The sequence below is a fragment of the Roseomonas sp. SRI_022 genome (assembly GCF_057586215.1).
Window position 1 is genome coordinate 193,285 of sequence record NZ_JBYCZL010000009.1, and the last position, 11,427, is coordinate 204,711.

Genomic DNA, 11,427 nt, shown 5'->3' on the forward strand with positions numbered 1-11,427 from the left:
CGATGTTGCGAATGATTCGCAATAACTTCGTCGTCAGTGGAAATCCCGGCTGGGCGGCAGACGCAGCCGGGGCGGGGTGTCACGGCGGTAATCCGGATGCCGGACCTCATCGGCCCGGGCCATGGCGTTCTCCCATCGGGCATCGTCCAGGTGGTGCAGCGTCGCCAGCAGGTCCGTCCGGTCGCTGATGCTGCGGATCAGCAGATGGATGACCGGCACGTTTTCCGTTTCGAGCCGCTCCACCGTTCCTTCCGCGATCACGAGCTTGGCGGCGACGACCGCAGCGCGGAAGCGTTCCGCTGTGTCGGGATACATGATCAGGTTGGCGATGCCGTGCTCGTCCTCGATGGTGAAGAACACCACGCCATTGGCACTGCCGGGGCGTTGCCGCACCAGCACCAGGCCGGGGACGCGCAGCCGGCGCCCTTGCTGTGCGGCGGCCAGTCTGCGCGTGTCTGCCAGGCCAAGCGCATCCAACTGCGGCCGCAGCAGCTTCATAGGGTGGGCGCGCAGCGTCAGTCCCGTGCCGGCATAATCGAGCACAGTCTGTTCGCCGGCCGTCGCGCGCGGCAGGCGGGGTGCGACCTCGGCGCCCTCATGCGCGGCGAGGGGCGGGGCGGAGGCAGTCAGCGCCGCCGCGTCCCACAAGGCGGCGCGGCGGTCGCGACCAAGGCCGCGGAAGGCATCCGCCTTGGCCAAGGCTTCGAGTGCATGGCGGTCCAGGGATGCGCGGCGCGCCAGATCGGCGATCGAGGCGAAGGGCCCGGCGGCTGCGCGCTCCTCAGCGATGCGCGCGCCGGCATCCCCCGACAGCCCCGTGACCATCCGCAGGCCGAGCCGCAGCGCCAGACCATCCGTGCTGTCCGGCGCAGCTTCCAGCGTGCAGTCCCAGTCACTGTGGTTGGCGTCGACCGGCCTGACCTGCACGCCATGGTTCCGAGCATCCCGCACGAGTTGCGCCGGGGCGTAGAATCCCATGGGTTGGCTGTTGAGCAGGGCACAGGTGAAGACTGCGGGGTGGTGGCATTTCACCCAGGCGCTGGCATAGACGAGCAGAGCGAAGGACACGGCGTGGCTTTCAGGGAAGCCGTAATCACCGAAACCTTTGATCTGATTGAAGCAGCGTTCTGCGAAATCCCGCTGGTAGCCGCGGCCGACCATGCCTTCGATGAATTTCCCCGCGAAACCGCCGACGGTCCCCTGGTTGCGGAAGCTGGCCATGGAGCGACGCAGCGCATCGGCCTCACTCGGGGAGAAGCCTGCCGCGGTGATGGCGATCTTCATCGCTTGTTCCTGGAACAGCGGCACGCCGTAGGTGTGTTCCAGGATGACTTTCAACTCGTCCGGATCGCCGCCTTGCGGTCCCGGAATATCGGGTTTCTCCAGCCCATCCCGTCGCCGTAGATAGGGATGCACCATGTCACCCTGGATCGGCCCTGGCCGGACGATCGCCACCTCGACCACCAAGTCGTAGAACTTCCGGGGCTTCAGACGCGGCAGCATGTTCATCTGCGCGCGGCTTTCCACCTGGAAGACACCGATCGCGTCGGCCTGGCGCAGCATGTCGTAGACGCACGGATCGGTCGGCTTCAGGTCGCGTAGTGCGATGCGCTTGCCGTGATGCTTCTCGATCAGCTCGAAGCCGCGCCGCAGGCAGGTGAGCATGCCAAGGCCGAGCACATCCACCTTCAGGATGCCGAGCGCCTCGACGTCATCCTTGTCCCATTCGAGGGTGGTGCGGTCTTCCATCGCTGCATTGGACACGACGGCGAGTTCAACCAGCGGACCCTCGGTGATGACGAAGCCGCCGACATGGGTGGAAAGGTGGCGTGGGAAGCCCTGGATCTCCTGCGCGAGTTCGAGCGCCATGGCGAGGCGCGGGTCACCCGTAGGGTCCAGTCCCTGTTCGGTTGCGACGTCCGCCATGTCGCGATCCCCGTGCGGCGCCCAGACGGATTTGGCGAGTCCGGCGGTGACGTCTTCGGTCAGGCCGAGCGCCTTGCCGACTTCCCGTATCGCGCTGCGTGGTCGGTAACAGGCGAGGGTCGCGCAGAGCGCGGCACGCTTGCGACCATAGCGTTCGTAGATGTGCTGGATCACCTCCTCGCGGCGTTCATGCTCGAAATCCACGTCGATGTCGGGTGGCTCGTTGCGCGCGGTCGAGAGGAAGCGGGCGAAGAGCAGGTCATGGGCATCCACGTCCGCCGAAGTGATGCCCAGCACGTAGCAGACCGCCGAATTCGCGGCCGATCCGCGGCCCTGGAAAAGAATCTCCTCGCTCTCCGCAAAGCGGATGATCTCGTGCACCGTCAGGAAGTAGGGTGCGTAGCCAAGTGTCGCGATCAGCGCGAGTTCCTCATCGAGCAGGCCGCGCAGCTTCTTCGAGGGGCCCTCCGGCCAACGTTTGGCCAGTGCTTCCTCGATGCGTGCTTCCAGCGTTTCCTGCGCCGTGCGGCCAGGGTCGAGCACTTCCTTCGGATACTCGTAGCGTAACTGGTGGAGGCTGAAGTGGCAGGCCTCGATCACGCGCTGCGTGTTCGTCACCGCTTCTTCATGTCCCTGGAATAGCCGCAGCATTTCCGCCGGAGGCTTCAGGCGTGCTTCGGCATTCGCCTCTGCTGCGAAGCCGATCGCATCGACCGTGGTCCGTAGGCGGATTGCTGTCAGAACGTCGGCGAGCCGTCGCCGCGCTGACACATGGAAGCGCACGCCGCCGGCTGCCAGCAGCGGAATGCCAAGCGGTGCCAGCCTGTCCCGACGCTTGCGATCATCGCCGCGATAATGGCGTGGCGCTGCACAGAATAGCGGCAGGGCGAGATGTGGCTGCAATACCGCCGCATCGGCCCGCAGCCGGGCCGCGAAATCCGTGCCGATATCCTCCGGCGCGATTCTTGCCATGACGCTACCCTGCGCATGCGCGATCAGCGCCTCCCGGCCGATGCGGCATTCGCCCTTCGGGGCGGCCATCCGCCCTTCCGAAAGCAGTCGCGTCAACTGCCCCCAGGCGATGCGGTCGGTCGGCCAGGCCAGGTATTCGCAGCCATCCGTCAGGCAGAGCCGCACACCAGGCACAAAGCGCAACTCGTGTTCTTTTGCCGTGACATGCGCCCGTACCACTCCGGCGAAGGAATTGCGGTCCGCCACACCGATCGCCGCATGTCCGAGCGTCTTCGCGGTCATGACCAGTTCGTGCGGATGCGAGGCCCCTTCCAGGAAGGTGAAATTCGTCAATGCACCCAGTTCGGCGAAGAGGGTCATGGCAGATGCCCATGCAGCACCCAGCGCGCTTCAGGACCCATCGGCCCGGCGCGGCAGACCCAGAGCCGCGCACCTGAGTCCAACTCCACTGGATAATAGTTACGCGGTAGGCGATCCGACCTGTCTCGCCACCACTCCGGTTCGATCGGCTCGGCCTCCTCGGCGCGCAGCACGCGATGCCAGATGCGGCCGAATCGAAGGCGGAAAGGTGGGCCATCCGGCACCTGCGCCATCACCTGCAGGATAGGCGGCCGCCGCAGTAGCCGCACGGGCCATGGTCGCGGCGCCCAGCCTTCCGGTACCTCCACTGCCTCGAACGCGTTCACTCGCACCATGGCCCTTTCCGGCCATTGACTTGCCCGCGGCGCCAAGCGCCAAACCGGCAGGCGCTGCGACAGCCGGTCGAGCAGTTGCGCCAGTTCTTCCTGCCGCGCCGCGCGTCCCGCCGTGCCCAGCCCCTCCTGCATTCCGGTCAGCGGGTCCGTGCCTGGGGCTTCCAGCGCGATCCGCTCGAAGCCACACTCCGGTGCCAAGCGTTCCAGTTTCGCGTGGAACAGGCGCGCGAGGTGCCTGGGGTCGCGCGTCGCGAGGCCCGTGCCGATTGCGATCTCCTGCACGTCGCCATCCACGCGGTGCGCGCGCAACAGCATCCGTCGCGCGCCGCGTCCGGCCTCACGCAACGTACGGCACAACTCATCCAACAGGCCGATCAGCGCGGCCTCGATTCCCTCCCGCGTCACCACCGGATCGGCGAAGTCCTGCGCCACGGCCATCTCCGGTGGGGGGCGGATCGGTGTGATCGGGCGCGTGGCACGCCCCAGCGCCTGGTCCAGCGCCCGCGCCAGCCCAGCACCGAACCGCCGCGCCAACCCCGCTCGCGGTTGCGCCGCCACAGTGCGGACATCCCGCAGACCAATGCTCTGCAGGGCGCTGATCATCGCCGTCTCCAGGTTGAGGGCCGCCAAAGACAGCGGCGCAACAGCGGCTTCCTCCCGGCCCGGCGGCACCAGGCCTTCCCAACCGGCGCGGACCAGCGCCATCGCCGTTCCGGCCGTGCCCGCCACCGCGCCAATGGCCCACAGGCCCATGCGTGCCAGTCGGTCCAACACCTCCTGCCGCAGGGCCGCCTCGCCGCCGAACAGGTGCTCCACGCCCGTGATGTCGAGTACCAGCGCATTCCCGCCTTCCAGCCCGACCAGTGGCGTGAAGCGCAGCGCCCAGAGCGCCAGCCGTTCCAGTGCCATGGCATCCTCGGCGGGATCCTCCGGCACCAGGGTCGTCCCTGGCAGGATCGCCTGTGCATCCGCGACCGCTTGGTTCTTTTGCAGACCAGCGGCCTCGGCTTCGGCATTCACCGACACCAGCAGGCGTCGCGACCCGCGCTGTGCCCAGACAGCGGCGGGGCCGTGAAGACGCAGGCGTTCGACGGGCAGGCGAGGGAGCAGGAGGGCGAGGATGCGGCGGGGAGTGACGCCAGGGGGCGCCGCCCCCTCGACCCCCGCCGGGGAGGCAACGGCCTCCCCGGACCCCGCGATCAGTGAATCGGAAGTCGGCATGTCACCCGGCGGCATCGTCATGCGGGGCGGGCGGCAGCAGCGCCGTCTCATGCCCGCCTCCGGGCCGGGGCACTGCGCGCGGCACCGTCTTCCGTGACCAGGCTGGCTTTTCCCTCATGCCAGATGGCGCGCCAGGCGCCGCCCCGCCCACCCCGGCAGCGCAGCAGATCCAGGCTCCAGGCCGGGTCGCCGATTTCATGCTGGCTCTGGCTTTCGGTCGGCGCGGCACCGACCCGCCAGCGGGTCAGGGCGGCGGTTGGGGCGGCGCCGTCCTCGCCCGAACGCAGCAGCAGGCCCAGCACGCCCCCGGCCTCGGCGGCGAGTTGCAATCGCCGAGCGGCGGTCAGGTCGAGCTCGCCGGTCACCAACAGCGCAGCGCCAACGGCCGGGCAGCGCAGCGTCTCCTCCATGGCCCAGAGCGCATCCTGCCCGCGCGGGGCACGCACCAGCACGAGCCGGGCAGGGGATAGGCCGAAACGGGCGAGGCCCGGCGGCCAGGCATCCGGTTCGGGCGCGATCCACAGCACGGTGCCACCGGCGCGCGCCAGCAGCATGGCCGCAAAACCGGCGGCCGCACCGGGTTCGGCCGCCAGGATCTCATGCAGCGCGGCGCGCGGCAGGCCACCCCAGGGCAGCGCGGCGTCGATGGCCGGGGCGAGGGAGACGGCATCCTCCCCCCGCGCCGCCAAGGCCTCGGCCGCGCCGGCACGCTCCATTCGCGCGATGCGGGCACGCAACGCGGAGATCAGGGCGGGACGATCGAGCGGGGCGTGGGTCGGGGAGGCGGACATGGCCAGGGGGAAGGCCGCTGATGTTCGCTTTATGTTCTAATATCGATGCTCCGGAGGTCAAGGACCGTGGAGGCTTTCGCCCAGAAAGCACCGCACAGGCCAAGGATTTCTGCCGGCAAGTCATTCAGGAGAAACGGTTTCTTGCCCCTTGTCGGGTTGTCCGAGGCACCCGACCATCATTCCTCATACGAGCAAGGAACGCCTCATCATGGATGCAGTCCCGCCCCCCGCCAGTGGCATCGTGGACGGCTTCGAGGGTGCGGTCGGCAACACGCCGCTGATCCGCCTGCGCCGCGCCAGCGAGGCGACGGGCTGCGAGATCCTCGGCAAGGCGGAATTCATGAATCCCGGCGGATCGGTGAAGGACCGCGCGGGACTCGGCATCATCCTTGATGCGGAACGGCGCGGCCTGCTCGTGCCCGGCAAGCCGGGCACTATTGTGGAAGGCACGGCGGGCAATACCGGCATCGGCATCACCCTGGTCGCGAATGCCCGCGGCTATCGCAGCGTGATCGTCATTCCCGAGACGCAGAGCCGGGAGAAGATCGACTTCCTGCGCATGATCGGCGCCGATCTGCGCTTGGTGCCGGCCAAGCCCTATGCCGACCCCGGCAACTACGTCCATTTCAGCCGCCGCTTGGCGGAGGAGATGGGCGCGGTCCACGCCAACCAGTTCGACAACACGGCGAACCGCGCGGCGCATGAGGCGACGACCGGCCCCGAGATCTGGACCCAGACGGATGGCCGCGTGGACGCCTTCACCTGTTCCTGTGGCACCGGCGGGTCACTCGCTGGCGTGGCGCGGGCGCTGAAGGCGCGCAAGCCTGGCGTGCGCATCGTGCTCGCCGACCCGATGGGCAGCTCGCTTTATTCCTGGGTGAAGACCGGCACGCTGAAGCCGGAAGGGAATTCGATCACCGAGGGCATCGGCCAGGCCGCCCGCGTGCCCGGCAATCTCGAACCCGACCGCGCATTGATCGACGACGCCGTGCAGGTGACGGACGAGGACGCGCTGGAGCAGATCTTCGACCTGCAGATCCATGAAGGACTGTCGGTCGGCGGTTCGACCGGCATCAATGTCGCGGCGGCGATCAGGGTGGCGAAGGCGCTCGGGCCGGGGCACCGGGTGGTCACGCTGTTGTGCGATGGTGGCGCCCGGTACCAGTCCAAGCTGTTCAATCCGGAATTCCTGCGCGGCAAGGGCCTGCCCGTGCCGCCCTGGCTCGCCTGACGCGGGCGGTCATGTCGCCGCCCGCATTGCCTTGTGTTCCGTGCGCAGCCGCCACACCTGCCCTGCGCGCGCAGCCTTCGGGGGCATCCATGGAAGTGATCGAACTCGCCCGCGCCATCCGCAGCCGCGACCCCGCCCGCCCGTCCTGGCCGGAGGCGATCCTTTGTTATGCCGGGCTGCATGCCGTGGTCTGGCACCGCATGGCGCATTGGCTGTGGCGCATGAAGCTGCGGGGCCTGGCGCGCGTTGTCTCCCATATCGGCCGCTTCCTGACCGGGATCGAGATCCATCCCGGTGCGCAGATCGGCAAGCGGTTCTTCATCGACCACGGCATGGGCGTGGTGATCGGGGAAACGGCGGAGATCGGCGATGACGTGCTGATCTACCACGGTGTCACGCTGGGCGGGCTGTCGGGCAGCCCCGGCAAGCGGCACCCGACGATCGGCAACGGCGTGGCGATCGGGGCGGGGGCCCAGGTGCTCGGGCCGATCCTGATCGGCGACGGGGCGCGCATTGGGGCCAATGCCGTGGTGACGAAGGATGTGGCCGCGCGCTGCACCGTGGTGGGCATCCCGGCGCGACCGCCGGCGGGTTCGCCCTGTGCCGACCCGATGGTCGGCTACGGGCTGACCGATCCCGAGGACGATCCTGTGGGGGAACAACTCGCGGCGATGCGGGCGGAACTCGCCGCGCTTCGGGCGCGGGTCGCGGAGCTGGAGCGCCAGCCCGAAACGACCCGCTGACCCGGTATCAGCGCCGCCTGGGCGTCAGATCCCACGGCGCCCGGGCAGCTTCTTCCAGTGCCTCGGCCCGGCTGAGCCCGATATCGGCCAGCATGCGGCGGTCCATCTCTGCCAGGTGACGACGGCTTTCGACGGCCTGGAGGATGCGGTTCAGCCAGCCGAGCCAGGTGGTGCCGCGCGCGGCTCCGGCCCGGAGGGTGTGGGAAACGGGAAGGGTGCTGATCGCCATGTGGCGTCCTCCTGAAAGCGCCTGCCCGGAAGATGGGGGTGGAGGGGGCATCAGGAAAACGAAATCGCTTGACGTTTAACATCAATATCGTTGATCCATGCGGCCGGAGGGCACCGTCATGCTGGCCATTCCCCCGGGCATCGATCCCGACCTGCTCCGCGCCTTCGTGCTGATCGCCGAGGGCGGGTCCTTCACCCGTGCGGCCAATGCCGTAGGCCGCACCCAATCGGCGGTGTCTATGCAGATCCGCCGGCTCGAGGAGACGCTCGGGCAATCGCTGCTGCTGCGCGGACCACGTGGCGTCGAGACCACGCCGCATGGCGCCTGGCTGCTGGAACGCGCGCGGCGGCTGCTCGCTATGCATGACGAGATCATCGCGACCTTCCGCGCCCCGCCGGTCTCGGGGACGGTGCGGCTCGGCACGCCGGATGACTATGCGTTGCGCTGGCTGCCGGGGATTCTCGCGCGGTTTGCCGAGGTGCATCCCGCCGTGGAGGTGGAGGTCACCTGCGCGCCGTCGAACGAATTGGTGGACCGGCTCCTGCGTGACGAGATCGACCTGACCCTGCTGTCGGGCGGCAATGAACGCCCCGGCATGGTCGGGCAGCCGCTCTGGCAGGCCGGGCTGCGCTGGATCGGTTCAACCGGCCACGCCACCCATCGGCGCTCGCCTCTGCCGCTCGCCACCGCGCAGCCGAACTGCGTCTGGCACCGCGCCGCGGTGCGCGCCCTTGATGCGGCCGGCATGCCCTGGCGCGTTGCCTATAAGAGTACCTCGCAGGCCGGGACGCTCGCGCCGACGCTGGCGGGCCTCGCGGTCACCGTCGGGTTGCCGGGTCCACTGCCACCCGGGTTGCGGTTCCTGGGGCCGGAGGACGCCATGCCGCCGCTGCCCGATTTCTCCATCATATTGGTGACGGGCGATGCAGGCGGCCCCGTGGTCGAGACCCTCGCAGAGGCGATCCGCGCCGGCTTCGCCGAAGCGGCGGTAACCCAGGCTTGAGCGGATCAGGCTGTCATGCCATCTGCCCGGTGACGCCCTGAGTGGGGCGAAAAAGGCTGGGAGGCTGTCTGATGGATCGTCGCGCGGTGTTGACCCTGGCAGCGGCAGGCCTTGCTGCGCCGCGAGTCGCGGGTGCCCAGGGCGCATGGCCGGAGCGGCCGGTTCGCGTGATCGTGCCCTTTCCGCCTGGTGGGTCGGTGGACACCATCGCCCGGCTGTTCCAGGCCAAGCTGGCCGAGGGGCTCGGCAAGCCCGTCGTGATCGACAATCGCGGCGGGGCGTCAGGGTCGATTGGCGGCACCGAAATGTCCCGCGCGCAGCCCGACGGCTACACCTGGATGCTCGCCTACGACAATGAGGCGACCAACCAGACCGTGATGCGCCTGCCCTATCGCGCCACGGAGGCCTTCGCGCCCGTCAGCCTGGTTGCGACAGGGCCGCTCGCCCTGGTGACGCACAAGGACACGCCCTACCGGACCTTCCAGGATGTGGTGGATGCCGCGAAGCGGGCGCCCGATTCGATCGGGTATGCGACCTCGGGCGCCGGCGGCCTCGCGCATGTCTCGACCACCTTGCTGGCCAGCCAGGCCGGGATCGAACTGACCCATGTGCCCTATCGCGGCGGTGGGCCCGCCGTGCAGGATGCGCTTGCCGGGAATGTTCCGCTCTTCATGTCGAACGTCGTCATCATCAGCCAGCACATCCGCAGCGGCGCGCTGCGGCCGCTTGCCGTGACGACACGCGGGGAGACGCGGCACGTGCCCGGGGTGCGATCTTTCGCGCAGCAGGGCTATGGGGATTTCGAGGCGCCGACCTGGTGGGCCTTCCTCGGCCGCGCCGGCACGCCCGAGCCGATCATCCGCCGCATGCATGAAGCGCTGACCCGCGCGATCACCGATCCGGATGTGAAAGCGAAGATCGAGGAGCAGGGATGCGACGTGCAGGCCTCCTCCCCCGAGGTCTGCGGCCGCTTCCTCGCAACGGAGATCGAGAAATGGGGGCGTGTGATCCGTGCCAACGGCATCACGGCGGATAGCTGAGATGGAGGAGGCCGCGCATTTCGCGGCGATGATGGAGGAGGGCGCCGTGCTGCGGCGCCGGCTCGCCGCCGAGAGCGCAGGCGAGGTGATCGCCGTGGTGGATGCCTGCGAAACGGCGATCCGCGGGGGGGGGCGGCTGTTCTTCTGCGGCAATGGTGGCAGCGCGGCCGATGCGCAGCATCTGGCGACGGAATTGCTGATTCGCCTTCGCTCAGCCGTCGAGCGGCCATCCTGGCCGGCCATCGCCCTGACGCTCGATCCGACGGCGCTGACGGCGGGCGGCAACGACTACGGCTTCGAGGAGGTCTTTGCACGTCCGCTCTCCGGCCTCGGGCGCGCCGGGGACGTGCTGTTCGGCATCACCACCAGCGGAAAGTCGCCCAATGTGTTGCGCGCGCTGGAGACGGCGCGCGACATGGGCATCGTCACGGTCGGGCTGCTCGGCGGCGATGGCGGGCCGGCGCGGGCCGTATGCGACCATGCCCTGGTGGTTCCAAGCGACGTGACGGCCCGCATCCAGGAGGCGCATATCGCGTTGGGACATGCGGTGATGACCCTGCTCGAGGACCGGCTGGTGCGCGCATGACCGTCCTGCTGACCGGCGCGGCCGGCTTCATCGGCATGCATGTGGCCGAGGCGTTACTGGCCCGCGGAGACCAGGTGGTCGGCGTCGACAGCCTCAACGCCTATTACGATGTCGGTCTGAAGAGGGCGCGGCTGGGGCGGCTCGAATCTCGGGCGGGTTTCCGGTTCCTCGAGGCCGATGTGTCGGATCGCGAGGCGATGCTGGGCCTCGCCGAGAGCCATGCCGAGGTGACGCGAATCGTTCATCTCGCGGCTCAGCCGGGGGTGCGGCATTCCCTGGTGGACCCCTATGCCTACGTCCAGGCCAATGTGATGGGGCATCTGGTGGTGCTGGAACTGGCCCGGCGCCTGAAGCGGCTTGAGCATCTGGTCTATGCCTCGTCCTCCTCGGTCTATGGGGGGAATCGGAGCCTTCCCTTCGCCGAGACGGATCGGGTGGACCATCCGGTGTCGCTCTATGCCGCGACCAAGCGGTCCGGGGAGCTCATCAGCGAATCCTACGCCCACCTGTTCGGCCTGCCGCAGACCGGCTTGCGGTTTTTCACGGTCTACGGGCCCTGGGGGCGGCCGGACATGGCGCCATGGATGTTCGCCGAGGCGATTCTCGGGGGGCGGCCGATCACGCTGTACGACGGCGGGCGGCTGAAACGCGACTTCACCTTCGTCGAGGACATCGTGGCCGGCGTGGTGGGCTGCCTGGATCGCCCGGCACCGGGGGCGACGCCGCGGCTTCTGAACATCGGCAACCACCGCAGTGTGGAGGTCCGGCGGTTCGTGGCGGTGCTCGAGGAAGCGCTCGGCCGCCGCGCGGTGGTGGTGGATACGCCGCGGCCGCCGACGGATGTCGAGGAAACCTTCGCCGATATCGAGGCCATCCGGGCGGTCTGCGGCTATGAGCCACGCACGTCGATCGAGCGCGGCGTGCCGAAATTCGCAGAATGGTATCTTTCGTGGCGGAGGGGGGGTTGACCGGTTCCGCTGAGGGGCATAG

The 11,427-nt window shown here is 68.7% G+C and carries 10 protein-coding genes; 6 read left to right on the forward strand and 4 right to left on the reverse strand.

The window, feature by feature from the left end:
• Nucleotides 1–33 precede the first annotated feature (33 nt).
• From AC2YHJ_RS11635 to AC2YHJ_RS11645, 3 genes are read right to left on the reverse strand one after another with little or no spacing between them, the layout of a single operon-like run.
• Nucleotides 34–3,258: an error-prone DNA polymerase gene (locus tag AC2YHJ_RS11635; RefSeq protein WP_487396168.1), complete on the reverse strand. Its 3,225-nt coding sequence runs from the start codon at nucleotides 3,256–3,258 to the stop codon at nucleotides 34–36.
• Nucleotides 3,255–4,814 (reverse strand): Y-family DNA polymerase, encoded by a 1,560-nt coding sequence (locus AC2YHJ_RS11640; protein WP_487396169.1) that lies wholly within the window; start codon nucleotides 4,812–4,814, stop codon nucleotides 3,255–3,257. The genes AC2YHJ_RS11635 and AC2YHJ_RS11640 overlap by 4 nt, the downstream gene beginning before the upstream one ends.
• A gap of 47 nt (nucleotides 4,815–4,861) precedes the next feature.
• Nucleotides 4,862–5,605 (reverse strand): ImuA family protein, encoded by a 744-nt coding sequence (locus tag AC2YHJ_RS11645; protein WP_487396171.1) that lies wholly within the window; start codon nucleotides 5,603–5,605, stop codon nucleotides 4,862–4,864.
• A gap of 208 nt (nucleotides 5,606–5,813) precedes the next feature.
• Between AC2YHJ_RS11645 and AC2YHJ_RS11650 the strand changes: the two genes are divergently transcribed.
• Together AC2YHJ_RS11650 and cysE are read left to right on the forward strand one after the other, a co-directional pair.
• A complete protein-coding gene (locus tag AC2YHJ_RS11650; RefSeq protein ID WP_487396172.1) occupies nucleotides 5,814–6,836 on the forward strand; it encodes a cysteine synthase A in 1,023 nt (340 codons plus the stop codon).
• Between the two features lie 89 nt (nucleotides 6,837–6,925).
• Nucleotides 6,926–7,579, forward strand: a complete 654-nt coding sequence (gene cysE, locus AC2YHJ_RS11655; RefSeq protein WP_487396174.1) for a serine O-acetyltransferase — start codon at nucleotides 6,926–6,928, stop codon at nucleotides 7,577–7,579.
• A 7-nt stretch (nucleotides 7,580–7,586) separates the two neighbouring features.
• Here cysE and AC2YHJ_RS11660 read toward each other — a convergent pair whose 3' ends face one another.
• Nucleotides 7,587–7,808 (reverse strand): YjiS-like domain-containing protein, encoded by a 222-nt coding sequence (locus tag AC2YHJ_RS11660; protein ID WP_487396175.1) that lies wholly within the window; start codon nucleotides 7,806–7,808, stop codon nucleotides 7,587–7,589.
• A 118-nt stretch (nucleotides 7,809–7,926) separates the two neighbouring features.
• On the opposite strand from AC2YHJ_RS11660, the gene AC2YHJ_RS11665 reads away from it, so the two are divergent.
• From AC2YHJ_RS11665 to AC2YHJ_RS11680, 4 genes are all read left to right on the forward strand, one after another.
• Nucleotides 7,927–8,811: a LysR family transcriptional regulator gene (locus tag AC2YHJ_RS11665; protein ID WP_487396177.1), complete on the forward strand. Its 885-nt coding sequence runs from the start codon at nucleotides 7,927–7,929 to the stop codon at nucleotides 8,809–8,811.
• Between the two features lie 71 nt (nucleotides 8,812–8,882).
• The gene (locus tag AC2YHJ_RS11670) at nucleotides 8,883–9,851 is read left to right on the forward strand and encodes a tripartite tricarboxylate transporter substrate binding protein (RefSeq protein ID WP_487396178.1); all 969 of its coding nucleotides are present in this window, start codon (nucleotides 8,883–8,885) and stop codon (nucleotides 9,849–9,851) included.
• A gap of 1 nt (nucleotide 9,852) precedes the next feature.
• On the forward strand, nucleotides 9,853–10,437 hold the full coding sequence (locus tag AC2YHJ_RS11675; RefSeq protein WP_487396180.1) for a D-sedoheptulose-7-phosphate isomerase: 585 nt from the start codon (nucleotides 9,853–9,855) through the stop codon (nucleotides 10,435–10,437).
• Nucleotides 10,434–11,405, forward strand: a complete 972-nt coding sequence (locus tag AC2YHJ_RS11680; protein WP_487396181.1) for an NAD-dependent epimerase/dehydratase family protein — start codon at nucleotides 10,434–10,436, stop codon at nucleotides 11,403–11,405. The genes AC2YHJ_RS11675 and AC2YHJ_RS11680 overlap by 4 nt, the downstream gene beginning before the upstream one ends.
• The last annotated feature ends 22 nt before the right edge of the window (nucleotides 11,406–11,427 follow it).

Coding starts and splice junctions, on each gene's coding strand:
- AC2YHJ_RS11670 (WP_487396178.1), top strand. CDS start 8,883: ATGGATCGTCGCGCGGTGTTGACCCTGGCAGCGGCAGGCCTTGCTGCG.
- AC2YHJ_RS11650 (WP_487396172.1), top strand. CDS start 5,814: ATGGATGCAGTCCCGCCCCCCGCCAGTGGCATCGTGGACGGCTTCGAG.
- AC2YHJ_RS11660 (WP_487396175.1), bottom strand. CDS start 7,808: ATGGCGATCAGCACCCTTCCCGTTTCCCACACCCTCCGGGCCGGAGCC.
- AC2YHJ_RS11665 (WP_487396177.1), top strand. CDS start 7,927: ATGCTGGCCATTCCCCCGGGCATCGATCCCGACCTGCTCCGCGCCTTC.
- AC2YHJ_RS11635 (WP_487396168.1), bottom strand. CDS start 3,258: ATGACCCTCTTCGCCGAACTGGGTGCATTGACGAATTTCACCTTCCTG.
- AC2YHJ_RS11640 (WP_487396169.1), bottom strand. CDS start 4,814: ATGCCGACTTCCGATTCACTGATCGCGGGGTCCGGGGAGGCCGTTGCC.
- AC2YHJ_RS11645 (WP_487396171.1), bottom strand. CDS start 5,605: ATGTCCGCCTCCCCGACCCACGCCCCGCTCGATCGTCCCGCCCTGATC.
- AC2YHJ_RS11675 (WP_487396180.1), top strand. CDS start 9,853: ATGGAGGAGGCCGCGCATTTCGCGGCGATGATGGAGGAGGGCGCCGTG.
- cysE (WP_487396174.1), top strand. CDS start 6,926: ATGGAAGTGATCGAACTCGCCCGCGCCATCCGCAGCCGCGACCCCGCC.
- AC2YHJ_RS11680 (WP_487396181.1), top strand. CDS start 10,434: ATGACCGTCCTGCTGACCGGCGCGGCCGGCTTCATCGGCATGCATGTG.